This is a genomic window from Bacillus sp. OTU530 (assembly GCF_038440375.1).
The window spans coordinates 42698-67293 of record NZ_JASATP010000011.1 but is presented as its reverse complement, the minus strand read 5'-3'; the positions used below and the strand labels follow the sequence as shown (position 1 = coordinate 67293).

Annotated in this window: 24 protein-coding genes; 8 read left to right on the top strand and 16 right to left on the bottom strand. The window is 38.9% G+C overall.

Going from position 1 to position 24596, the window contains the following annotated elements; genetic code table 11:
- Window positions 1-40: 40 nt before the first annotated feature.
- Window positions 41-193 carry a hypothetical protein gene (locus AAHB12_RS10660; protein WP_165350672.1) on the bottom strand — a complete coding sequence of 51 codons (153 nt, stop codon included), beginning with the start codon at window positions 191-193 and terminating at the stop codon, window positions 41-43.
- A gap of 204 nt (window positions 194-397) precedes the next feature.
- Between AAHB12_RS10660 and AAHB12_RS10655 the strand changes: the two genes are divergently transcribed.
- Window positions 398-541: a hypothetical protein gene (locus AAHB12_RS10655; RefSeq protein ID WP_165350673.1), complete on the top strand. Its 144-nt coding sequence runs from the start codon at window positions 398-400 to the stop codon at window positions 539-541.
- Window positions 542-697: 156 nt separating this feature from the next.
- On the opposite strand, the gene AAHB12_RS10650 is transcribed toward AAHB12_RS10655, so the two are convergent.
- Entirely contained in the window at window positions 698-1234 is a 537-nt protein-coding gene (locus tag AAHB12_RS10650; protein WP_129726287.1) for a hypothetical protein, read from the bottom strand.
- A gap of 462 nt (window positions 1235-1696) precedes the next feature.
- On the opposite strand from AAHB12_RS10650, the gene AAHB12_RS10645 reads away from it, so the two are divergent.
- On the top strand, window positions 1697-2545 hold the full coding sequence (locus AAHB12_RS10645; RefSeq protein ID WP_342045295.1) for a hypothetical protein: 849 nt from the start codon (window positions 1697-1699) through the stop codon (window positions 2543-2545).
- 140 nt (window positions 2546-2685) lie between these two features.
- On the opposite strand, the gene AAHB12_RS10640 is transcribed toward AAHB12_RS10645, so the two are convergent.
- Window positions 2686-3813 carry an NAD(P)/FAD-dependent oxidoreductase gene (locus tag AAHB12_RS10640; RefSeq protein WP_342045294.1) on the bottom strand — a complete coding sequence of 376 codons (1128 nt, stop codon included), beginning with the start codon at window positions 3811-3813 and terminating at the stop codon, window positions 2686-2688.
- 326 nt (window positions 3814-4139) lie between these two features.
- Between AAHB12_RS10640 and AAHB12_RS10635 the strand changes: the two genes are divergently transcribed.
- Together AAHB12_RS10635 and AAHB12_RS10630 are read left to right on the top strand one after the other, a co-directional pair.
- The gene (locus AAHB12_RS10635) at window positions 4140-4721 is read left to right on the top strand and encodes a DUF502 domain-containing protein (protein ID WP_129726290.1); all 582 of its coding nucleotides are present in this window, start codon (window positions 4140-4142) and stop codon (window positions 4719-4721) included.
- A gap of 246 nt (window positions 4722-4967) precedes the next feature.
- Window positions 4968-5345 carry a dUTPase gene (locus AAHB12_RS10630; protein ID WP_342045293.1) on the top strand — a complete coding sequence of 126 codons (378 nt, stop codon included), beginning with the start codon at window positions 4968-4970 and terminating at the stop codon, window positions 5343-5345.
- 98 nt (window positions 5346-5443) lie between these two features.
- Here the strand turns inward: AAHB12_RS10630 and AAHB12_RS10625 are convergent, their stop codons facing one another.
- Window positions 5444-6097: a peptidylprolyl isomerase gene (locus tag AAHB12_RS10625; protein ID WP_342045292.1), complete on the bottom strand. Its 654-nt coding sequence runs from the start codon at window positions 6095-6097 to the stop codon at window positions 5444-5446.
- Window positions 6098-6350: 253 nt separating this feature from the next.
- A complete protein-coding gene (locus tag AAHB12_RS10620; RefSeq protein WP_165350674.1) occupies window positions 6351-6515 on the bottom strand; it encodes a hypothetical protein in 165 nt (54 codons plus the stop codon).
- 620 nt (window positions 6516-7135) lie between these two features.
- Between AAHB12_RS10620 and AAHB12_RS10615 the strand changes: the two genes are divergently transcribed.
- The gene (locus AAHB12_RS10615; protein WP_342045291.1) at window positions 7136-7372 is read left to right on the top strand and encodes a hypothetical protein; all 237 of its coding nucleotides are present in this window, start codon (window positions 7136-7138) and stop codon (window positions 7370-7372) included.
- Here AAHB12_RS10615 and AAHB12_RS10610 read toward each other — a convergent pair.
- The 3 genes from AAHB12_RS10610 to AAHB12_RS10600 form a co-directional block, all read right to left on the bottom strand.
- Entirely contained in the window at window positions 7365-8477 is a 1113-nt protein-coding gene (locus AAHB12_RS10610; RefSeq protein ID WP_342045290.1) for a GerAB/ArcD/ProY family transporter, read from the bottom strand. The two genes, AAHB12_RS10615 and AAHB12_RS10610, sit on opposite strands and share 8 nt — an antisense overlap.
- Window positions 8478-8568: 91 nt before the next feature.
- A complete protein-coding gene (locus tag AAHB12_RS10605) occupies window positions 8569-9777 on the bottom strand; it encodes a Ger(x)C family spore germination protein (protein WP_342045289.1) in 1209 nt (402 codons plus the stop codon).
- A complete protein-coding gene (locus tag AAHB12_RS10600) occupies window positions 9767-11413 on the bottom strand; it encodes a spore germination protein (RefSeq protein WP_342045288.1) in 1647 nt (548 codons plus the stop codon). The genes AAHB12_RS10605 and AAHB12_RS10600 overlap by 11 nt, the downstream gene beginning before the upstream one ends.
- A gap of 329 nt (window positions 11414-11742) precedes the next feature.
- On the opposite strand from AAHB12_RS10600, the gene AAHB12_RS10595 reads away from it, so the two are divergent.
- A complete protein-coding gene (locus tag AAHB12_RS10595; protein WP_342045287.1) occupies window positions 11743-12768 on the top strand; it encodes an ion channel in 1026 nt (341 codons plus the stop codon).
- Window positions 12769-12906: 138 nt separating this feature from the next.
- Here the strand turns inward: AAHB12_RS10595 and fabF are convergent, their stop codons facing one another.
- The 6 genes from fabF to AAHB12_RS10565 all read right to left on the bottom strand — a co-directional run bounded on the left by fabF (window position 12907) and on the right by AAHB12_RS10565 (window position 19793).
- Window positions 12907-14142 carry a beta-ketoacyl-ACP synthase II gene (fabF, locus tag AAHB12_RS10590; protein WP_342045286.1) on the bottom strand — a complete coding sequence of 412 codons (1236 nt, stop codon included), beginning with the start codon at window positions 14140-14142 and terminating at the stop codon, window positions 12907-12909.
- Window positions 14143-14168: 26 nt separating this feature from the next.
- Window positions 14169-15113: a beta-ketoacyl-ACP synthase III gene (locus AAHB12_RS10585; protein WP_129726299.1), complete on the bottom strand. Its 945-nt coding sequence runs from the start codon at window positions 15111-15113 to the stop codon at window positions 14169-14171.
- Between the two features lie 384 nt (window positions 15114-15497).
- A complete protein-coding gene (locus tag AAHB12_RS10580; RefSeq protein ID WP_129726300.1) occupies window positions 15498-16022 on the bottom strand; it encodes a type 1 glutamine amidotransferase domain-containing protein in 525 nt (174 codons plus the stop codon).
- A 112-nt stretch (window positions 16023-16134) separates the two neighbouring features.
- Entirely contained in the window at window positions 16135-16890 is a 756-nt protein-coding gene (locus AAHB12_RS10575) for an exodeoxyribonuclease III (RefSeq protein ID WP_342045285.1), read from the bottom strand.
- A gap of 22 nt (window positions 16891-16912) precedes the next feature.
- A complete protein-coding gene (locus AAHB12_RS10570) occupies window positions 16913-17533 on the bottom strand; it encodes an HAD-IA family hydrolase (protein WP_342045284.1) in 621 nt (206 codons plus the stop codon).
- A gap of 544 nt (window positions 17534-18077) precedes the next feature.
- Entirely contained in the window at window positions 18078-19793 is a 1716-nt protein-coding gene (locus tag AAHB12_RS10565; protein WP_342045283.1) for an IS200/IS605 family accessory protein TnpB-related protein, read from the bottom strand.
- A 314-nt stretch (window positions 19794-20107) separates the two neighbouring features.
- On the opposite strand from AAHB12_RS10565, the gene AAHB12_RS10560 reads away from it, so the two are divergent.
- Window positions 20108-20821 (top strand): MBL fold metallo-hydrolase, encoded by a 714-nt coding sequence (locus tag AAHB12_RS10560; RefSeq protein ID WP_342045282.1) that lies wholly within the window; start codon window positions 20108-20110, stop codon window positions 20819-20821.
- Between the two features lie 150 nt (window positions 20822-20971).
- The gene (locus tag AAHB12_RS10555; RefSeq protein WP_342045355.1) at window positions 20972-21463 is read left to right on the top strand and encodes a DinB family protein; all 492 of its coding nucleotides are present in this window, start codon (window positions 20972-20974) and stop codon (window positions 21461-21463) included.
- A gap of 366 nt (window positions 21464-21829) precedes the next feature.
- Here AAHB12_RS10555 and AAHB12_RS10550 read toward each other — a convergent pair whose 3' ends face one another.
- The gene (locus AAHB12_RS10550; RefSeq protein WP_342045281.1) at window positions 21830-23236 is read right to left on the bottom strand and encodes a PAS domain S-box protein; all 1407 of its coding nucleotides are present in this window, start codon (window positions 23234-23236) and stop codon (window positions 21830-21832) included.
- Window positions 23237-23414: 178 nt separating this feature from the next.
- On the bottom strand, window positions 23415-24575 hold the full coding sequence (gene purT / locus AAHB12_RS10545; RefSeq protein WP_342045280.1) for a phosphoribosylglycinamide formyltransferase 2: 1161 nt from the start codon (window positions 24573-24575) through the stop codon (window positions 23415-23417).
- Between the last annotated feature and the right edge of the window lie 21 nt (window positions 24576-24596).

The window sequence follows — 24596 nt, the reverse complement described above, 5'->3', positions numbered from 1 at the left end:
AAAACCACGCTACTTTTTTTGGCTAGCGTGGTTTTTTGGTTTAATTCTTCATTTTTAAATCATCCTCATAAGGGTTAGAAACAACATTGCTGTTCTTTTTAAAGTTAACCGGCGGTAAATCCATATGATATTGTTGCTGGTTCCGCTCCCCAGGTGATCCAAGCGGCCTTTTTTGCTGCTGTTTGTCTGTCATCTTATTGCGCCTCCAATTTCCGTGCTTTTGTACAATTATAATGTATTGTCTTCCATCTTATTATTTCATTGAAATTATGCTTTATTCCTTAAAGACGACCAGAAGCGAACAACTTGTTTTGAAGGAGATTGAAAATGATGATTTTGGTCAAGCTATACATACAGAGCTCATTAATTAAAGTATAGAACCAAGGAAGTGAGAAAAATGGAACGAGTTGATAAAGCTTGCCTTTGTAGTATAACGCAGGAAGAACTGGAGCAACGGCTAGATCAAAACGATTTGCAAATTTGTGAAGCCTGTTTAGAGGATGAAAAGTTCACCTTGTATTTAGACAAATTATTTACTTGATAAGATTTCAGGTGTATATGTAAGGTATCCTCACAAGCACACCTTTTTATCACCAAGAAAGGTAGCATTCCTTGCATAAGCAATGCTACCTCCCTTCCAACCGTTATCCTTTACTGCTACGCTCCCCGAACATACAGCAAATTCTGTCTGTTTCCTTTATTCTTCCGTCTTTTTCTTTTCATTCTCATAATACTTTTCAAATTCAATGGCTTTTGTTATCTCATCTGCTAAAAATATAAAAAACAAATCTGGGATAGAGCTTGGTTCCCTCACTTGATGTTCAAGCAGCTCGTATTCCTGCTGCGTGTAGAGTTGTCTTTCCGTATTTTGAAGAACTTTAGAATAATATAGATTTCTAGTTGCTGTATCTAATAAAGATCGATGTGATAAGGAGTGGCTTTTAGAAAAACGTAAAATTTTAAAATCAACTAATGTGATGAGGTCTTCCTCCTGCATCCTGAGTAATTTCCCCATAGTAGATAATTTAGAGGGAATCCAAATAGACTGACATTCCCAATGTAGTTCTATCGATAATCCATCCCTTGGATATATATGAGTGGATTGCAGCTGCTGTTGGCCCTTAGAACGGAAATTTTTCGAAATGTAGACAATGTGATGAGGAAATGTTTGAAGATATCGAAATATTTCTTCACATCTATGCGGGCGGTCTTGATTATAAATTGGGTAATTCATTGATTGCACCCCCGTTTTCATTTCTTGTGGTTATACATATATGCAGGAGAGCAAAATCAAATGATAAAGAAAACTCGCTGACTGGCGAGCCCCGTTCTTGGGCGAAGACAGAGGCGTAGTTGCACTTATACTGTATTCCTAAAATTCCCCACTACGTCGAATGAACTTCCAGCTGGGAATTTATCTTTTCATACAGTGTAAAGAAAACTCGCTGACTGACAAGCCCCGCTCTTGGGCGAAGACAGAGGCGCGGTTCCCCTTAACACTTCTTAATACATCAAATCAACTTCTCGTCAGAAATTTATACCCTTAAAGTGAAATCCCTTGATTGAAGCTGCTATATTCCCTAATTTATGTACCATTAAAAACAAAAATGAATTACAGAAGTTTAAGTAAGTAAGGAGGAGAATAGATGAGTTATATAGTAAAAGTAATAATACGACAACAAGGAGGGGTGAAAATATGGATCTAAGCCAAGGCATTGTACTATTAGTGACACATTCATTTGAAGTGAATCACACCGACCAAACCAATCAAGCAGAAAAAGTAGTATTGAAAAGGGGCGAAATATACCCTCTTTTGCATTCAAGCGTAAACCTACTTAGTAATAGTGATGGTTCCTACACGGGGATTCCTGCTTACCTTATCAATTACAAAAAAAATAAAACCTATATTCCGATTTATATTGAAGCATGTGCAGAAATAAAAATTATTAACCAAAATGAGTTTGATATAGACAAATATTTTACACTTCTAAACAGTTCAAGCTCTGATACTTCAAGTTATAGAAAGTTTGACACAGTTGAAAATGCATATGACGTTTTACCTGCAACATCTGTTGCTGGTCAAGGGCTTACCTTTGATGGGAAGACAGTTAGAGCATCTGCAAATTTCTTACGTGTTAAGTCAGCTTCCCTTTTCCCTCTCAACACTCCTATAGTAATGACAGATGGTACTTGGACTACAAGTACGCATGCTATCAATATATCCTTTTCCCTTTACGTGCTAAACAGCAGCGAAATCCGTATTTTATTTGAAGCAACTGGTTCCCATGAGGCTTGGGAGAACAACGCTTTATATGATGATTACATAGAAAAAATGAAGGAAACCATAGAAGAGTATCCATATTTAATAATGGATTACTTTCAAAATGATGTATCGCAAACACGCTTTGTATTCTCTTATCGATACAAGACAAAAACAAAGGATGAACCTTTAGAATATGCTATAAATTGGGGATACGATATCATTAGTGATATTCAACAGTTTACGGATAAGCGAATTATGTTTCTATTACAAGAACAGGAATAGTTGTTTTTTGTTTCATTTTTAACCTTAATCTTTTCGGGTGCAATAAACTAACACACAAAGGAGTTCGGATTGATGTTCCTATCCAAACTCCTTTTAAGTCTATATACTACTCGAATCCTCATTAGGTATATGAAGACATATTAATGTTCTAGTTCTTGAATTGCTCCAGCTACACTATAGTGATTAAGTTCGATTTCTATTGATTGACCAAGAGCAAGCTTTGCAAGTTCGGAACCTAGGTAAGGTCCAACTGTTAATCCTGAAGCCCCAAGCCCGTTAGCTACCAACACTCCCTCATAACCCGGTAAAGCACCAATCACCGGGAGAAATCCTGGTGTAAACGGCCTAAACCCTACCCTTGTCTCAAGTACCGTACCATTTGACAAATCTGGAGCAACGGACAATGCTTTATGAAAAACTTCATACAGTCCGCCTGCTGTCACTCGGTAATCCATTCCGGTTTCATTTTCATGTGTGGCCCCTATAACGATTCGCCCGTCCTCGAACGCGAGAATATACTGGTCATTTGGAGGCATAACCACGGGCCATGCGCTAGTATCCATATCTGGTATGTGAAGATGCACAATTTGCGCCTTTTGATAAGTTACTAAAAAATGAATACCTAGCGGCTGCAATAACTCATTTGCCCAAGCACCGGCCGTTACGATAACCTGATCTCCTAATACCATCCTGTCCTCTACCTGAACCCCAATAACTCTGTTATTTTTATGAACTAACTTTGCACTTCCGTAAAGAATGCTGGCTCCATGTTTTCTAGCGGCATTCAAAAGAGACTCACGCAGAGCTCTTCCGTTTACACGGGCTGCACCGCTTATATAAACAGAGCTATATTGTTCAGCTAGAAGCGGAAACAAAGCTTTAGTTTCAGTCGTTGATAGCCTATTAACTTCACCGATTTCCGGCGAATCCTGACGCCGTTTATGTACGCGTTCCTCCATCTTATCCAGCTTCTCATCCTCTGTATGGATACTAATGGCCCCTACTTGTTTATAACCCGTGTCTGTCTCACCATCCCCTTCTAATTGCTGAATTAAAGAAGTATAATATTTCGCTCCATTTTTCGCCAATTGATACCAGGCTTGGTTGCGGCGTTGCGAAAGCCAAGGACAAATAATCCCCGCTGCCGCATCAGTAGCCTGTCCTAAATCTTGACGATCCACTACTATAACACTCGCTCCTGCCTTTGCGAGGTGATATGCAGTAGATGCCCCAAGAATTCCAGCTCCAACTACAATATATGTTTGCATCGAAAACACCTTTTCTCTTTTGATTCTTCAATTATATACCTAATTCACCTTTCGCTCGCAAATAATATTACCTTAAAATTAAAGCAAGAAATTTAAAAACAGGAATACTTTTATATTTTAGAATTTCCGCTATTCGAGTAAACAGGCGAAGAATAACCGTAGTCTTTTTCTTATTTGTCTGCTTGAAGCACGATACATCACTACAACTTTTAGCTTCATTCCCATGATCCATACACAACACAGCTTACTTATTTACATTTTACTACAGGTTAGACAATAATATATAAAATAGACTGTTATTTCTGTGATGAGAGGAGTTCATCTACATGAGACGTTGGCTGAAGCATTTTTTAAACGGGGTTTTGACAATTGTTCCAATCCTTTTAATCGTGTATGTTTTGTTTGCAACATTCACATTCCTAGATGGGATAGTAGGTAAATTTATTAAAAAGTATATAGGGGAAGCCTATGTACCAGGAATAGGGATCATCGTGACGATAGTGTTTCTTACATGTATCGGCTGGCTGTCAACTCATTATGTGTTAAAGGGGATTTTAAATTTAGTAGACCGTTTGTTTCGCAGAGTTCCCCTTGTAAAAGTATTGTACACTTCTATTCAAGACATCCTTCAATCATTGTTAGGAAAAAAACGTTCATTTTCTAAGGTTGTACTTGTAACTATTCCGGGGACAAACATGAAAAGTCTTGGATTTGTAACATCCGAAGAGCTGCATATGCTATATGAGCCTTTACAGGAATATGTTGCTGTTTTCATCCCGCAAACATTCCAAGTGGCCGGAGTAACGTTTCTTGTTCCGAAAAACGATATTGAAGTACTTGATATAAAGTCAGAAGACGCAATGAAGTTTATTTTATCAGCAGGCATGACAAATCCATCCAACGATTAGCAATCTTATGAAGGTTAATATTTGTTTCATACAGGAAATTACAGTAATATGGCAACTTAGGAAAAAATTAAGGGTCCAAAACATGAGAATAATTATGCAATAATAATTAAGAACTTCACTACGACGGAAAATGGACACATCCCTACCTTCTTTCTATTTATTTTTGTTGTTCTATGTTATTAAATTATTGTATGGTAAAGAAGGTAGGAATATAAGAACACGAGGAGTTACAGGAGGATCACACTAATGGATAAACTAGAAACAATCTTCGCTTTGCAAAAGAAACTAGACGACAAAATTATTGAGGAACGCCAAATTGACAAAAACGTAGCTGATTGGGTCTTGGGTATTACAGTTGCAATGGATTCTGAAATCGAAGAAATCCGCCAGTTATTACCATGGAAATGGTGGAAAAATGAAAAAGAAATAGATATGGAGGAACTGCGTAAAGAAGTTATTGATTTATGGCACTTTCTACCAAGCTTATCTATGAAGGTCGGTTTGACTGCAGAGGATGTATATAATATGTATATGGAAAAAAATCAGGAGAACCATGACCGTCAAGATGGCAAGAGCAGCAAAGAAGGGTATGCAGTTAAAGCTACCGAATCTGCGCTTAAATAAGACAACTATTTCTTAATGGAAATTTATACTTTCCTACAGTATAAAAAACGTTGTGATCGAAGGAAGATTCATGTATCTTCTTTCGATCCAACAAAAAACTATTTTGACATAACCTCAGGTTTATTGTACTTTTCACCAAAGGTTTCTACCGTCACCTTCTTCATTTTTTGTTCGTGAATCGGCTTGTCCTTACTATCCCGTTCCACATTTACAATTTCGTTAACTGTCTCCATCCCCTCAATTACTTTACCAAAAGCAGCATATTGACCATCAAGCTGGGGTGCGTTTTTTACCATAATAAAAAATTGGGATCCCGCAGAATCTGGGTTGTTGGATCTAGCCATCGAAATGACCCCTGTCTCATGTTTGATATTGTTCTTAAATCCATTCGAGCTAAATTCCCCTCTAATTGTATACCCAGGCCCGCCAGTACCTGTGCCTTCAGGATCCCCACCCTGAATCATAAAACCAGGAATAACTCGATGAAACGTTAATCCATCATAAAAGCCCTTTTGCACCAAGGAAATGAAATTCAAGACTGTATTCGGAGCGACTTCAGGATATAGCTCCACCTTAATCTGCTTATCATTCTCCATGACAATTGTAACAACTGGATTTTTCTCAACCTGAATTTTTTTCGTAGCCTGTGCCTGCGTTTCCTTTTTATCAGTGTTTGTGCTGCATCCTCCTAAAATTAAAGCAAGGATTACAATCAGTATAGGGAAGGAATACAGTATATTCTTTCGCTGCATGATTACGATCGCCTCCATATAGATCATTTCATTTATATTTATTATAGGTGATAAAATGAAAGCTTTACAAATCTGACTAGGGAGTTTTATTACCTTAAGTTCACTTAACCGAATGAAATCCTTCTAGCATTGCACTAGAAGGATTTCTTATTACCAGGGAATTTAGATATCAAGGTCTTGCTTCCATGAAAACTACCGGAGCTTTAGATTACTTACTGTCGCATGTTTGCTTTTCTGGAAGTTGAGAAACTGTTCACTTAAAATCTCCTTTATCCTCATATGCGATTAAGATAACTTCTTTTTGAGTCGCATCCTTCAAACGTTTTTCTAACATTTGAATGTCCGCAACCAAATCCATAGATAAATTAGCAAAGGCATATTGTTGATCAACTTGACTAACATTCTGATTATAGTCCATAAGAATCCTCCTCAAGAAATATAACCTGCATTTACTACCCTAATTAGTTTTCTGCATTTCAATCGTCATATCCTTTAGTTTAGAAAAAAAGATTAAAAATATGTCGCTAAATTTTGGGAGTGTACCTTTCAAGGAATTTTATTGTTAACAGTTCTCCAAAATCTTTGGTTTTATCCCTTCTAGCTGGAGAACCATTCGACGTAGCAAAAGATTTTAAGAATAAAGTATAAGGGCAACTACGCCTCTGTCTTTACCCAAAGGCAGAGCTCGTCAATCAGCGAGTTTTCTTTACACTTTAAGAGCGTATAAATTTCTAGCTGGAAGACTCTTCGACGTAGTGAGAAATTTTAGGGATAAAGTATAAGGACAACTACGCCTCTGTCTTCACCCAAGGGCAGGGCTCGCCAATCGGCGAGTTTTCTTTACACTTTAAGGGCGTATAAATTTCTAGCTGGAGGACCATTCGACGTAGTGAGAAATTTTAAGAATAAAGTATAAGGGCAACTACGCCTCTGTCTTCGCCCAAGGGCAGGGCTCGCCAATCGGCGAGTTTTCTTTATTAAAAGATTACCATGTGACAAATACTATCCTTACACCATAATGAATAAAGGAGAACAATCATGAAAATGTTAGGAATATTTATATTCATTCTTTTATTATCCATTTTACTTAGCTTATCTATGGACATTCTTTTGGGCTTTACTCTCCCTCAAGCATTATTGCATTTACTCAACCCATTTTGGGTAATGGAAAGTGGAGAATATGTGATGTTAGTACTTCTTTTGTTACTTACAATCGGTCAACAAATCGTGATTATCATAAAAAATAAAGCGAACAAATCAAATGGTTCTAGTTAGCTTTATTTTTAACATTTTTAACATGGTTACGAATGATGACAATACTCAGCATTAATAACGGAATAATCAAAAGAAACACACTATGAAGATAATAAGGTGCAATAATGAGACCTTCGTCAATATGTTCAGCAAAATTTGAGGCAATACTCATTGATAAAAATATGATAATAATCCCGGCCGGCAAAATAATTTGTTGATGGTTTTTTAACTTGAATAAATCGACCATTCCTATGACCGCACCATAAAAATAAATTGACACTTTAAAAAACGTAGTGAACAAAAAACTCAAAACAGCAATAGCATCAAGTCGTTGTAGAAACTCCATAAGATTGATCTTGCCGATTGTTGATAACAATGGAAAAGTAGCCCTCTCCACTTCTTCAACCCCAAGAACAGCGATATTTAAGGTCGTTGTATAGCTTAAGATCAGACCACTTGAAATTAAGGCAGACAACCAAACCTTTTTCAATGATTGAGGTTGATTTAGATAAGGAAACACCATGCTAAAGGCAAACATTTCTCCGAAAGGAAAAAAAGTAGTAATCGGAAATGCTGTCGTTAAGATTGGTTTCCATCCATCTTCAAGAAGTGGCTGCAAATTAGGAAGATGGACATTGCCTGAAACCCAGGTTAACAGACTTCCTGTCACTCCAAAAAAGATTATAACGACAATAAATACCTCTGCCGTTCTTCCCAATACTTCAATCCCTAGATAAAGTACATAACAAATAGCAAGAATCATTAGGATATTGACCGCTAATAACGGTGTTTTTCGCATTGTTGATGCAAGTAGTATGTCCCCGAAATCACGCAGATTTCGGGAAGCGGCGTACATTAAATATACGATGTATAAGACACCAATTCCCCATCCAAAATATTTACCAAATATTTCTCTAGCATATCCGGTAAACGGCAGATCAGGATATTGGCGAAATACAGGGTAATAAATGAAAAACAAAGCAACCCCACCGCACAAGCCTAAAAGAATAGCAAGCCAAGCGTCCTTTCTAGCGCCTATTCCAAAACTTACGACCAATGCACTTCCAAGTTCAAATATAAACATCATGGAAAATAGTTGGATGACACTTACTTTGGCTTTCTCCATCTTCCTAGAAGACCTCCCTTCGTTCCTTAATCGTAAATTCTTGAGATCGGCATTTGCTTGGAATCCCCCTTCTTCACTTGACTTTGTCGCCTTATTTTATATATGGTTTTGTCCGCAAGCCTGACCGTCGAATAAACGCTTGTACGTTTACGTTAACTTCTGTCTCGGGAAAGATTTCATCATCCCATTTTTTCTCAATCTTCTTCCACACTTTCGGGCTTTTGCGATTGATATATTCGCTAAAACGAAAAATGTCACTTTTTTGTTCTTTAGCATCTTTTACGGCCATCACCACTTCCGATTTTATTTCCTTTCTCATCTGTTTTTCAAGTTTCTCAATGGATTCATGTTTAGCAAGATCGATTGGGCAATGGACTTCTGAGATGTGACCTTCTGTTCGAACTGTGATCTGAATAACAGGTTTATTGTTTCTTATTTTCGCTTTAATTTTTGTTTTGGAACGCATAACATCCACTGCAATCCCCTTTTTTTTCTTTTTACAATCAAGGTCTACAATGGTTTTTTTCAATTCATTATTAATCCATGTAGCACCACGGGCAGAGTCTTCATCCAACCACTTTTTGAGCTTCCCCTTTTTAAAAATCGCAAGTCCTCTTATTTCCATATCTGTCTTTGGAGATATTTGTTGAACGTTTTGTAAACTATTCCCTTTTTTCGGATTTCCAGTAAGCTCAACACCTGTCAAATTTGCTCCTCCTCTCCCCAATTGTTGAATGACTTGATCAGCACGGGTACTTGCATACTCTCCCCAGATTTTTTTAGTAGCTTCCAGTCCGCTAACAATTTTGGCAGAAGGGACGTCCTCTAAAGGGGTCGTGATTTGGAGAAGTGTCTTTGCTGTATTATTTCTGACGATTAGAATCGGAAAAAGTGTACGAAATTGGGAGTCGCGTTCAATCCAATCAAACAAATCTTGAATCCCTTTTTTTCTTGCTAACTCCTCGCCAATGACCATTAATTGAACATGAGGAAAAAAAAGTTCCTGAGGTGACTTTGGTGCAATTTTCCGGAGCGCCTCCGCAACAGTGCTTCCTGTAGCCGAATAAGCCGTAACAGGCGCCACTTCCGCTTTTCCTCCCATCCCTGCCGCACTTGCTATTTGTCCTTCATTTATAATTTGCACTGTAACGCGATATCTGTTTTCCAAATTATCACCTCCATCATCAATACCAATGGCACCTACTATATCAATATCTTGTAATTCAGCACGATCCCAACATCCGGACAATAACATAGTCGATAAAATCATAAAGAGAATGATGAATGGTTTATGTTTCATTAGAATCCCTCTTCGATTTGTTATCCTTTATTTGATCTTCTCTTGGTGACGGGCCCAGATTTTGCGTATTACCTACTCTCTTTCTTTTCATTTGGTTAATCAATCGAGGACGTTTTGACAAAAACGGCTTAGGGAAACGGATAATGGTATCTTTCCAATCAGAAATAATGAGTGGAGCAAAGGGAGTTAAATAAGGAATACCAAAAGAACGAATGCTGCAAGTGTGAGCGACTAAAACAATGAGCCCGAGTCCAATTCCGTAAAGCCCGAAAGAAGCTGCCAACGTCATCATCATAAGTCGAAGTAAACGTGTCGCATCCGTCATCGCCACATGGGGTATGGTAAAACTGGCGATTGCCGTCCCTGCCACCACAATCACCATCGCACTGGAAACAATCCCTGCCTGAACAGCTGCTTGTCCCAATACAAGTGCGCCAACGATTGAAACGGCCTGCCCAATCGGACGCGGCATCCGAACGCCTGCTTCCCGTAAAAATTCAAATGTAAATTCCATTAGCAACGCCTCTATAAATACCGGAAATGGAATCCCGTGCCGCTGTGCTGACAGACTAACTAATAAAGGTGTCGGAATCAATTCCGGATGAAACGAAATAAACGCAATAAACAGGGATGGTCCAAGAAGGGTAATTAAGAATGCAATCACTCTTAAGCTTCTCAAAAAACTGGCCATATTCCAACGCAAATAATAATCTTCAGCTGTTTGAAAAAATTGAATCCATGTCGCTGGTAAAAGTAAAGGAACTGGTGTCCCATCAACAAAAATAGCAATACGTCCTTCCATTAAGTTTCCAGCCACAACATCAGGACGTTCCGTTATAAAGATGGTTGGCCAAAGTGTCCATGTGTCGTCATTAATCCATTCTTCAATTGTATTGGAACCGGTAACTTCATCTACTTCCATTTTATTCAGCCGCTCTTGGACTTCCTTAAGAAGCTTGTCATTGACAATTCCTTTTACGTACATAATGGCCACATCTGTCTGTGTGATCTTCCCTAGTCTCATAGTTTCAACCCATAGATTAGGGCTTTTAATTCTGCGGCGAACCATGGCTGTATTGGTAATAAGCGACTCAACAAAGCTCTCTTTAGGCCCCCGGACAGCAGGTTCTGTCGTAGGTTCCGTAATCGCTCTTAACTCTCCGCCCTGTGCAGCACAACCAATCGCTCGATCACAACCATCAATCAGAAGAATGGTTTGCCCGGATACGAGGGAAAGGAACAGTTTGTTCCAATTCGTGATGTCCTCAATCCCTCCAAGCGCTAACATATTTTCTTTAATATATACAAATAATTGATGCGCTTGCTGCGGATCATCGCTTTCAGTATGGTTAAAGTTACTCATCAGTCTTTCCATGATAAAACTGCCTTGAATCTCCTTATCCGCTAAACCATTTATATAAAGTAGGATAATTTTATGCAGAAAAGGTTTTCCCATTTTAAATTCGCGAATAATTAAGTCACCGCTATTCCCTAAAACCGTCCTAATGTTGGTAAGGTTTTCATTTATATTTGAACTAAGTTTCTGTTCATTTGAGGTTATTTCAGTTTCCTCGTACTGTAGCGTCTGCTCTTGTCTTTTCCGCTTGTTTATTAGCCGGTCCCATGCACTGTTCATGTTCTCATAGCACTCCAAGTTTATAGTGTCACCGAAAGAATGTTTCGATGTGTTCTCTAGTTATTTAGAATGCCTATTTTCCATTTTTTAATACATTTGGGAGAAAGAGTGTATCGCAAAACTAAAGCAAATATTCAAATATCACTCACTTGTCTTTCAACGTATGAAACAAGTGTTCAACCGCATTTCTCGGACCAAAAGAGTGGTACCCAAAATTATGAGAGTTTATACACTTTAAGCAAGCAAATACCCAACAGTTCATATACTGAAAAAGTAAGATAAAGATAGTTATCATGGTCATCCAGCTACCTACAAAGGAAGTGAACAAATTGATTTTTTTAAAAAGGCTATGGATTCGAGCAATCCGATTTAATACCTGGACATTAGTATTCGCCACTACTTCCCTTGTTTTGTTCAGCAGCATATTTATGAATCATGTGGAGCCAGAAGCTTTTCCAAGCAGCTTTGATGGTCTATGGTGGACAATGACCACTCTCGCAACAGTAGGGTATGGAGATATTTACCCCACTACTGTCATCGGCAAAATATTCGCTATGCTTCTGTATGTTGTAGGCATTGGGATAATGACATTACTTATCGGGAAAGTAATTGATTTTCTAATCATGCGAAAAAGGCTAAGGGAGGAAGGAAAATTGCAAATTAAAGATGCTAAGCATATCATTCTAGTAGGTTGGAGTAAAAAAGCGCAAATCACACTACAGGAAATTCTAGAGGCCTCAGAAGAGATGATTATTGTGATTATTGACGAGACCTTAGAGAAAACACCGATTTTGCATGAGCGTGTGAAATTTGTAAAGGGAGATCCCGCCTCAGAACACTGTCTTCTTCAGGCAAACGTCCTAGAATGTTCAAAAGTATTTATTTTTTCGCCGGAATCTGCTGCATCTTCTAGAGAAGCTGACGGCTCAACAGTGCTTACAGCTTTATCCATCGAAGGAATCGGCTCCAAACACAAGATAAATATTTACACAATTTGTGAAATCCAAGATGCTAAGCATGTACAAAGCTTTAGGAATGCCAACGTAGAGGAATTCATTACCCCTAACGATACAGCCGGTCATTTAGCCGCCCGAACGATTTTATTTAGCGGCGCGAGCGAGGTAATTCGCCAACTAACAAGCAATAAAGGTTATGATTTGTACATAATGGATAAAAAACCCGTTTGGGGTACATATGCAGATGCTAAAGCGTATCTATCCTCTCATGGAGCTACGCTGCTTTCTGATGGTACCGACTTTTCTATCATGAAAAGATTAGATGATGTCATTCCAGAAGAAGCAAAACTATTCATAGTCTGCGATGAGGATACGTATAAAAACATACACAGTAAATAAGGGTATTTCATATAAAGAATAACACTCTTCCAGCTAGAAATTTATACGTTCTTAAAAACGTAAAAAAGCAACAGCATCGATATAAAAGGAATACCGATGCTGTTGCCGCTATCATTCAAATATTACTACAAGCTCTTTTTATAGCTTTTTAAAAATCAATGTTGCATTATGACCGCCAAATCCTAATGAATTGGATAAAACAACATTCACATTTGCCTGCTTTGCGACATTTGGAACATAATCCAAATCAAGTTCTTCATCAGGTGCTTCATAATTAATTGTTGGAGGAATAATTTCATCACGAATGGCTAAAAGAGAAAAAATTGCTTCAATCGCTCCAGCTGCTCCTAATAGGTGTCCCGTCATCGATTTTGTCGAGCTAACAGCCAGCTTATAAGCATGCTCTCCAAAAACCTCTTTAATTGCCGTTGTTTCATATAAATCATTATAATACGTGGACGTACCATGGGCATTAATATAATCCACTTGTTCATGGGAAATACCAGCGTCTTGGATTGCTAATTTCATCGCTCGCTGACCGCCTTCGCCATTTGGTGCAGGAGTCGTAATATGGTGAGCGTCCCCAGTAGCACCATAACCAACAAGCTCTCCATAAATATTGGCACCACGTGCTAATGCGTGCTCTAATTCTTCCATAATAATAATCCCGGAACCTTCTGCAATTACAAATCCATCACGGTTTTTATCAAATGGACGACTTGCCGTTTTTGGATCAGGATTCGCAGAAAGAGCTGTCATATTTGAAAATCCAGCAACTGTCATTTCTGTAATAGCAGCTTCTGTTCCGCCTGCAATCATAATATCAGCATGACCGTTTTGAATAACACGAAATGCATCCCCGATAGAATTTGCGCCAGAAGCACATGCAGTAACAGAACAGTTGTTGATTCCCTTTGCCCCTAATTCAATAGACACACGACCTGAAGCTATATCCGGTATCAGCATTGGAATAATAAACGGACTTACACGCTTTGGCCCTTTATCTAAAAACCGCTTATGTTGTTCCTCAAATGCATCTAAACCGCCAATCCCAGAACCAATCCATACTCCAGCACGCTCTGGATCTACATTTTCTCCTATTTGAAGTCCCGCATCTTTTACGGCCATCTTACTTGCAGCAATAGCAAGCTGAGTAAAACGAGCCATTCTCTTTGCTTCTTTGCTGTCCATAAATTCTTCTGGTGTGAAGTTCTTTACTTCCCCTGCCACTTTTACATTAAACTTCTCCGTATCAATCCTAGTCATAGGAGAAATCCCTGACACACCTTTTTTAATATTTTCCCATGTCGTGTAAGCATCGTTTCCTAAAGGCGTTACAGCTCCAATACCTGTAATAACTACTCTTTTCTTCATTGTTTTTCCCCCTCTTTTATATAGAACTACTTTCCCCACCTTAAGCATACGGAGCCCCAAGTTAGCCCAGCTCCAAATCCAACCATCACAATAACATCATCCTCATGAATGAGACCATTTTGGATTTCAGTAAACAGAGCTAACGGAATGGAAGCTGCAGAAGTATTTCCATGTTTCTTTACAGTTGCAGAAACCCTCTCAGTTTCAAGGCCAAACCTTTCTCTTGCTGCATCAATAATGCGGATGTTTGCTTGGTGCGGCACAAGAAAATTAACATCTTCCTTCTGAAGACCTGCCTTTTCCACAACATTCAGGCTGGATTCAGGCATTTGCCGAACGGCAAATTTAAAAACCTCTCTACCGTTCATTTTTACGGTATTAGTTATCTTATCTACTAGCAGGTGTTTACCTCCAGCACCGTCCGCACCTAGTTCAAAAGATAAAATGCCTCTTCCTTTTGAGACCTCACTAAGTACAACAGCGCCAGCACCGTCACCAAATAACACACATGTATTTTTATCTGACCAATCAATAATTTTAGAAAACTTTTCACTGCCGATTACTAAAACATTTTTATATGCACTGGTTTCAATAAATTGTTGGGCGGTAACTAAAGCATATATAAATCCTGAACAAGCAACGTTAATATCCATCGCAGGTACATGTTTTATACCGAGAGCCGCTTGTACCATACAAGCAACTGATGGAAAAGCAGCATCAGGTGTTGCTGTAGCAACTAAAATTAAATCGATATCCTCAGCATCTAAAGATGCATGTAAAAGGGCATTTTTCGCAGCCATAATTGCCATATGGGACGTATCCATATCATCAGTCGCAACTCTGCGTTCTTCAATGCCTGTTCTTGTACGAATCCATTCATCACTTGTGTCCACTATTTTTTCCAAATCAAAATTTGTTACAATATTATCTGGAACATAAGCACCCACACCGATAATCCCAACACATTTCATTTCATCACCCTAACTCCTTAATTTATGACCAGTTCATAATATCTACTATCTATTTGTTATTCTACAGTAAACACTTATGAAAAAAAAGGTTTAAGCAAATAAAAAAGCAGAATGCAGTAGAGTGAGTATTATATGAGTTGCGGTATACAGCGGTTTTAGCTAAATATTAAAGAAAACTCGCCGATTGGCGAGCCCTGCCTTTGGGCGAAGACAGAGGCGTAGTTGCCCTTATACTGTATTCCTAAAATTTCCGACTACGTCGAATCCACTCCTAGCTGGAAATTTATACTTTCCTACAGTGCAAAAAATAAAAGAGGACCCCTTAGAGGAATCCTCAAGCTATCCAATCCGATTCTGATAAAAAGAGCAACTCTCTCTTCTTTCTTATCGCTCAGCCAATACATCAGCAAACGCTTTAACATACTCAGGCAGATCCGGCGGACGGCGACTTGATACAAGATGTCCGTCTACCACCACAGGCTCGTCCAACCATTGTGCGCCTGCATTTTCCATATCATCTCGGATACCCGGTGTGCTTGTTACTTTTTTTCCTTCTAGAATTTTTGCAGAAATAAGCACCCAACCCGCATGGCAAATTTGACCAATTGGCTTTTTTCGTTCCTCCATATGCTGCACTAGCGCAAGAACTTCAGGAAAACGGCGCAGCTTATCAGGCGCCCATCCTCCCGGCACAAGCAATGCATCATACTCCTCAGGATTAATATCGCCAAATGCAAAATCAGATTCTGCCGGAACCCCGTATTTACCTATGTATGTTTCGTTTGCTTTCTCCCCTGCAAGATGAACAATTGCACCTTCCTCGCGCAAACGAAGAATAGGATACCACAGTTCTAAATCTTCACATTCATGATGCACAAGACTAATGACTTTCTTCTCTTTTAATCGCACTAACAGAGCACCTCCTAATGATGTATAAGCTTATTGTAATCTTTTCTCGTGCTTATGGGTAGTATATATCATTCAATTCATCAACAATCCTGACCGTACAAATACCTATGTGCTACAATGCTAGCTCTAAAACAATCGGACAATGATCACTTCCCATTACATGTGAGTGAATATGCGCTTCTTTTATTACACCCCTCAATTTTTCTGAGACGATAAAATAGTCAATGCGCCATCCTATATTTCTCTCCCTCACTTTGTTCATATAGGACCACCATGTATAAGCATCTATTTTGTTTGGATGTAGACATCTAAACGTATCAACGAACCCCGCTTCTAATAATGCCGTCATCTTCTCGCGCTCTTCTTCCGTAAAACCAGAATTCCCCCTATTGGCTCTTGCATTTTTTAGGTCTATTTCGCAGTGAGCTACATTTAAATCTCCGCATAAAACTACAGGCTTGCTTTTGTTCAATTCCTGAAGATAATTACGTACCTCATCTTCCCAAGAAAGCCTAAATTCAAGTCTGGCTAAATCCCTTTGAGCATTTGGTGTATATACATTAACCAAATAAAACTCTGCAAACTCTAGGGTAATGATTCTACCTTCAGGCTCTTCGTCCTTTATGCCAATGCCATATTTTACAGATAACGGTTTCTTTTTAGTAAATATAGCCGTGCCTGAATATCCTTTTTTCACCGCATAATTCCAATATTGAAAGTAGTTTTCTAAGTCAAGTTCAATTTGTCCTGCCTGTAACTTAGTTTCTTGGACACAAAATATATCCGCATCCACCTCTTTAAAATATTCTAAAAATCCTTTGCGTACACATGCTCTAATGCCGTTAACATTCCAAGAAATGAGTTTCATAAATACTGGTGTTCTCCTTGTTTCATAATATATTTAAAATCTCTTCTGGCATATGAACCATATAATCTGGTTTTTCCGGTGTAACCAGCTCAACTGAGTCATATCCCCATCCGACCCAAATTATTTTCACAGGAACTTTCTTACAGGCAATGATATCCCTACACTCATCACCGATATAAATAACCTCAGACCCTTTTAGCTTATTTGTTTGCAAGAATTTCTTAATAACTTGATCTTTTCCAAAAATCTTACTTGAACATAGGACCTCTTTCACGCTATCTACTGCATTTTCCCGCAAAAATTCCTTAATATTCCCCTCAGAGTTAGAAGAAATAATAACGATTTGATAACCTCTGCTTTCTAACTCATCTAATAGTAATTTCACTCCATCAAACAAAATAATATCCTTAATAGATTTCTTGTATAAACGATATACCTCAGGTACTACAAGAGGTATTTTGTACAGTGGGAAATTTAACTGTTTGGCCCGCTCCTTTATAGACAGCTTCCTTAAAGCATCTAAATCCTGATGATGTATTTTTTTAAATTTATACTTATCAGCAAGCTGATTCCAAGTCGATATGAATACATCTTTTGAATCGGCCAACGTGCCATCGAAATCAAACAAAATATACTTAATCATAATCATTCACCTTCTGTTCCCTCTAATTTGATACGATTTTCTAACTCATGCTAGTTTATAGTATATATGAGAAAGAGCAGGGCCAATATGTTTTCTTCATAGAAATGTCCTTTCTCCTCATTCATGCTTTTTACCATATAACAAATCTATCTCGTTTGGCTTCATTTTTCTTTCTCCATTCATCCCGCATTTTTCGCAAGCACGGGTTGCATTCTTTCAGTCGCTCCATTGAACTACCCCCACCTACTCGCTAATGCTCCTTGAGGTGCGGAATTCTGTATTTTCTTCCTAGGAAGCGAAATACAGAGCCGCTCAACAGGCTTCTCATAGGACAAATAGGGAGAGCTCACACTTCCTTGTACGTGACAAAGCCACCGAGGTGACCTTGTCTCACACAAGTAGTGATAGTTGCTTCTCTTTTTTCACCCTATACGTGTTGCGCTGTTCTTGCACCAATGCACCCACCATTCTGGAGCTCAATCCTTCTGGCTTTTGCGGCAAAATGATGGTGATGCAAGAACAGATGATGCCATTCCAAACGAAGTCAGGCTTCCCTTTCTTCTAACCAAACTTTTGGTACATACTTCTGCAAAACATCACGTTCTGCTTGTGTCAGCCCATAGTTACAAATCTCTTTGTTGAATAATGGATAAGATTGGCCCGATACATGATAGAATACGTACGGACGAAGCGCTTTGAATGCTTTTGTCAACACACTCCATTGTTTCCAGTGATGCTCCCCATCCTTACGTTCTGTATAGGTTTGCAACACCTTTGGCACCTGTTCCTTCAGGTTCATGCCGCGTCTGCCAATGACATAAGAAGCTGCTTGATGGATGGAAATATGCATCTGTTTCATATACTTCATCTTCCCAATCTGGCTTGTGAAGGCAGGATTCACCTCAAACACAGCGACTCCCATTTTAGCAGCTCGGCTGTGAATACTATCCTGCATCTTTTTATAGGCAAACAGGCTCATCCTTCGGTTTTGCTTCCGATTGCGGTAACGTCCGGCAGACTTGGAGAGGGTTGTATCCAATGCTTCTAACACAATTGGCTTATTCCTTTGAACGGCGATGTCCACCAAACAAATCGCTTCTGCTTCTAGGATTTTTGTAATTTGTCCGCTTCGTTTTCCTTCTAAGGAGAAATAGAGACAGGAGGAGGAAAGTAATTGTCCTTGTCCATTCACATGGGAGAAGGCAATATGATTGTAGTTGAGATCTACACCAATGACACCGTCTGCTTTTGAATAATTGATAGGAGGATGTTCTGGTTCTTCTATCATGCATTTGATGATGTAGTACGTACCATGGTCTTCGATGGACCAACCCATTGACTGGCCATCCTTCTTTTTATTTTGACAGGAAAGCTGCGTGGCGATAGATTCTTGCACCTGATCTTGTCCATAAGGAAAATACACATAGGGAAGTATAAGCGCTTGTCCCGTAATACTTCTGACGTGTAAGGTTTTGCTTGGCGCATCATATTGGAACACAAAGTTCCCATACTTCGCATCCTTCCGTCCAGAGAGCGTCATCTTGGCGTTTCTTTTGTAACAAAATGCATGTCTCCACGCTGCATGACTCTTTTGATCCTTACACATTGTATATTGCTTACGAAAGAAGGAACGAGAGCCAAACAAAGCAGAAGAAATCGTCTGTTTCAATGTCTCCTTTTTCTGCTCCTGCCGAAGGAGACGATGCCGAAGTTGTCCGATTCTTGCCTTGAGAAGTTTGAGCTCTTTATCTATATACCGATGTTCAAACAGGTAGAGGGAGAACCAAACCTGTGTCTCGTTCTTACGATGAAGCGCATATACCGCACCGGAAGGGGTTTGATGCACCCGATACCCCATTCGCTTATGCAATTTCGGTTTTCTATCCACAATTGATTGCTTCATGTTTCGCAATGCCGTCAGCTTGCTGCGCTCGTTTTTTAGTTTCTTTTGAATGGATTGAAGGGTAACATCTACCTGTTTCAGATACAGCACCTGTAATTCCTTTTGCGATGTACGAAGAGCGTTTGCCTGTTGGACTGCGCTATTCGTATAGTAGTCATCTAGTTGAAATCGTTTCTTAATCGCAAGGTGAAGAGTGCCTTCATACGGCTTGTTCCCCGTGCGTAGATGTTTTGTTTGCCAAGCATAAGCCGTGCGCATGGCTCTATTATAGAGACGGAGAGAATGAGAGAGTTCCTGATTCAAATCGTGGGGGACCCTGTGTTTATAGATTCGATTGGAAAAATAACACTTCTTCATTCCCCCCTCCTCCCTTCTGGTTCATTTTGGTAATTATATATTACCAAAGGAACATACGTTTGTCTAGTGGGCTTTTCCTATTCAAACATGCTAGGCGAATCGCCTAGCCGACATTCATCCCCCACTTACCACTGGGCTACGCTCACCACGTGCTTGAAGTGGGGGTCTTCTGTTAGAAAATGATAAAGGTTAGCCAAACTCGAACAAATATATTGACAATAATTTTTATTTATGATATGATTAATATTTAAACGTTTACAAACTCTTTCTTTGGTGGTAAATTATTCATGTAATATAAAAAGGGAGAGGATTAAATGAAACTACATAAAGGATTAGCAATGTTAGAATTAAAAATTCAAGGCTTCAGATTAAACCCAACACTGATATGGGATGATGAAATGGCGGTTTTAATTGATACTGGTATGCCTGGACAATTGGAGCAAATACGCCTAGCTATGAGTGAAGCGGGAGTATCTTTTGATAAATTGAAAGCGGTAATTCTAACCCATCAGGATTTAGATCACATTGGCTCTCTTCCTGAGATTCTCAACCAATCGAATAACAACATCGAAGTGTATGCACACGCTCATGATAAACCATATATTGAAGGAACATTACCTCTCCTTAAAACAAACCCAAATAAAATAAGTAAAGAACAATGGGCATCATTGCCAGAACAAATGAAGTTCTTATACAAAAATCCCCCAAAAGCAAAGGTAGATCAAACCTTGGAAGATGGCCAAGAACTTTCCTATTGTGGCGGTATCCAAGTTATCTTTACACCAGGTCACACGCCTGGGCATATTAGCCTCTATTTAAAACAAAGTAAAACCCTTGTTGCAGGTGATGCTATGGTAGTAGCTGATGGCGTTTTACAAGGACCTGTTCCACAAACGACATCGGATATGACAACTGCAATAAATTCTCTAAAAAAGCTTTTGCACCTCGATATTGAAACAGTGATTTGTTATCACGGTGGTTTATGTAATATTACGGAGAAAAAACAACTAGAAAACTTGGTAAAGTAATCAATATACATTGAGATATTACATAGTACGGAACATAAATACCCATTTTCATTTCCTGATTATTTCTGAATAACTATGATAAAAGGGTCGGCAAGGATCACTACCGACTGGATTGTGTAAGAGTAAAATGCTAAGGGGGCGTTACGTTTGATGAATGATATCCAAGGAGTTCGCAAAGAAGTGTTGCAAAGCGTTTCAGGCCTAACAAATTTACAATTAAACGAAAAACAGGATGGCAAGTGGAGTATTATGCAAGTGTTGGAACACCTATACCTAACAGAGAAGTTAATTGTAAATAAGCTGAAGGCCGTAATGGCAAGTAGTGAGGAAGCAGCGGCAGAGGATAGACCTATTCATCTAGTAATAAATCGCGATCATAAAATTGTAGCTCCACAATTTTTAACACCTTCTGACGATTTTATAACACTTGCTACGATACAAGAAAAATTGCTTGCGTCACGTACTTCTCTAGAGGAATTTCTTGCTGATACTGATCAAGAGGAGCTGCGAAAACGTTCATTACTCCACCCAGTTTTTGGTCTTCTCAATATAAAACAATGGGTAGAGTTCATTGGTTTGCATGAGAAGCGCCATTTGGCGCAAATTGAAGAGCTAAAACAAGAGTTAGGATTGCGTGAATAACATCAAGTGCAAACAATGCTAATGCTCGCCTCTTTCTGCGAAGGAATTGCCGAGCAAGAACCAGCTGCTCTTTTATTGATCGTTAACTAATGGAACATGATAGGTTTTGTTTTAGTTCAACCTATCATGTTCACCAGTATACTAATATTTTAATTAGCAATCTTATTTGTGACCATAATCGTCATCACTTTTATAATAATCGTAGTAACCCTTTTGATGATCATCATTGGAGTAACCTTCTTTGTAATTATAATTGTCATCAGATTTATGATCCTGATCTTCTTGGTAGTAAGGTTCGAATAGACATTTCTAGCCGGGAGACCATTCGACGTAGTGAGAAATTTTAGAAATACAGCATAAGTACAACTACGCCTCGTCAATATTTTTAATAGCTAATGGATTTATAGGTATATATATATTAATTGTTGTTCCTTTGCCAGCCTCACTCAAAATATCCACCGTTCCACCGTGAGTTTCAATGATTTTCAAGGTGGTCATCATCCCTAATCCAGTTCCTTTATCTTTTGTTGTATAAAATGGGAGTCCGATTTTAGGCAACAACTCCTCTGGAATCCCGCAACCGTGATCAACAACTTGGATACACACACCCTCTTTACAATCGTTTTGTAAGTTGACCCTTATCTTTCCTCCATTAGGCATGGATTCGATGGCATTTTTTATAAGATTAATAAAAACCTGTTTAATCTGGGCCCCAACACAATTTACAAGCGGCAGCTCGTCCGAACTTACATCAATATCAACTTTATTTATAAGGGCTTGGGAGTGAAGCAATATAACGACGTTGTCTACCATTTCTTTTATGTCTTCAAAATGAAACTGATGGACTTGCGGTTTAGCTAATAAAAGCAACTCCCCCGTAATGGTTTCAATCCGATTAATTTCCTCTAACATAATATGAAGATAATCTTGTAAATTGTCTGTACTCGAAGTTTTCATGAGCTGCAAAAAACCTTTAAGTGATGTAAGAGGATTTCGGATTTCATGCGCAATGGAAGCGGAAAGCTGTCCAACAGCTGAGAGCTTTTCAGATCGAAGCAACCTTTCTTCCGTTTGTTTCTCCATTGTGATATCTTTCGCAATTCCATACACACCTACAATATCGCCATCTACTATAATGGGAATATTTGTAACATTTACATAAACGATGTGCCCATCCTTATGCAATGCTCTTGCTTCATAATTTTGAGTTATACCGTTGGCAGCATTTCGATAATATTGCTTTACCCTTGCTAAGTCGTCTTCATGAACTAACGGCACAAACGATAATTGTAATAACTCTTCTTCAGTATAACCAAACAATGATTCTGTTTTTGAATTTACACTTAGATAATTTCCATTTAAGTCAAAGGAATAAACTGCATCAGGATTTTGTTCAAACAATGATTTATAATGCTGCTCATGTTGTTTTAAGGTTTTCTTCTGTTTTGTAATATCTTTAAAACATATAGAGAGACCATTTGATGAAGGATATGCTCGTACATCAAACCATGTATCTAGCGGCGGAAAATATGCGTCAAAGATTACAGGCATTTGTTCAGTAAGAGCTTTATGGTACTGTTTATAAAACGGCAGGTTAACAGCTTCCGGAAATTCTTCCCATACATTCTTGCCGATTAGATCATCACGATTGCGAAATAAGAGATAACTAGCCTCATCATTTATATAGGTAAAGCACCAATTTTCATCTAGTGAAAAAAAACCATCGGTGATTCTATCTAGGATTTCTATTGCATTTGCTTGCAAAATCTTCATAAGAAAATCATCACCTCAACCATATGATAGATACAGTGTTATATTCCATTTATTCCCTTGCAATTCCTGCTTTACAAATACGTATTAGTGTAATCAAATTATTTCCGCTAAACTAGCCGATAAGAATAATAAACAGCAAAACCCCCCACCTTACAATGGTTAAAGTGGGGGGTTGCTGTTATGCCTTTTGTATATGTAAGTAATCTAATGCCAGCTTAGCATTCTCTCTTGCTTTTTCTACCGTATCAGCAGACGATAATGCTACAGCCACGCGGCGGCCTACCTTTGTCACAGGTTTTCCGAATACCCGAACCTGTGTATTTGGTACAGCTAAAGCCTCACTCAATCCACTAATTGCATACTCATTCAATTCTTCAGTTGATTTTAATGGACGACTCGCTCCAGGTGTTACAAGGGTAATTTCAGGAATAGGAAATCCTAAAATTGCTCGAACATGTAATGCAAACTCTGATAAATTCTGAGTAGCAAGGGTAACAAGGCCTGTATCATGCGGACGCGGAGACACCTCGCTGAAGTACACCTGATCTCCAGATAAGAAAAGCTCTACCCCAAACAACCCATAGCCTCCAAGCTCCTCTGTAATGGTTTGAGCAATCTGTTTTGCTTCCTGGATTTGCTTCTCTGTCATATAATGAGGCTGCCAAGATTCAATATAGTCTCCATCCTTCTGTATATGGCCAATTGGAGGACAAAATAACGTTCCATTCACCGTGCGCACAGTAAGAAGAGTAATCTCTGAATCAAATCGAATAAATTCTTCGATGATAACTCTTCCATTTTGCACTCGGCCTCCTTCCATAGCTATTTTCCAGCACTCCTCCAATTGTTCTTCAGAACGACAGACACTTTGTCCTTTTCCCGAAGAACTCATAAGCGGCTTAATTACGCATGGAAAACCAATTTCTTTAGCACCCTGTACAAATTCTTCATATGTATCAGCAAATTGATATTTGGCTGTCGGAAGCTGTAGCGTTTCAGCAGCTAACCGACGAATCCCTTCACGATCCATCGTGAGCTTGGCTGCGCGTGCAGTAGGAATTACTTGAAATCCTTCCTCTTCTAGTTTGACTAGTTCAGATGTGGCGATTGCCTCGATTTCCGGTACAATTAAATCAGGCTGTTCCTTTTCAACAATCTCTCTTACTCGCTCCGCATCCAGCATGTCAATGACATAGCTTCGATGCGCCACTTGCATAGCTGGAGCATGTTCGTATCGATCTACAGCAATCGTCTCAACACCAAGACGCTGCGCTTCAATTATAACCTCTTTCCCTAATTCACCTGATCCTAATAATAAAATTTTCTTCGATTGATACATACGATTGCCCCTCCCTTATCT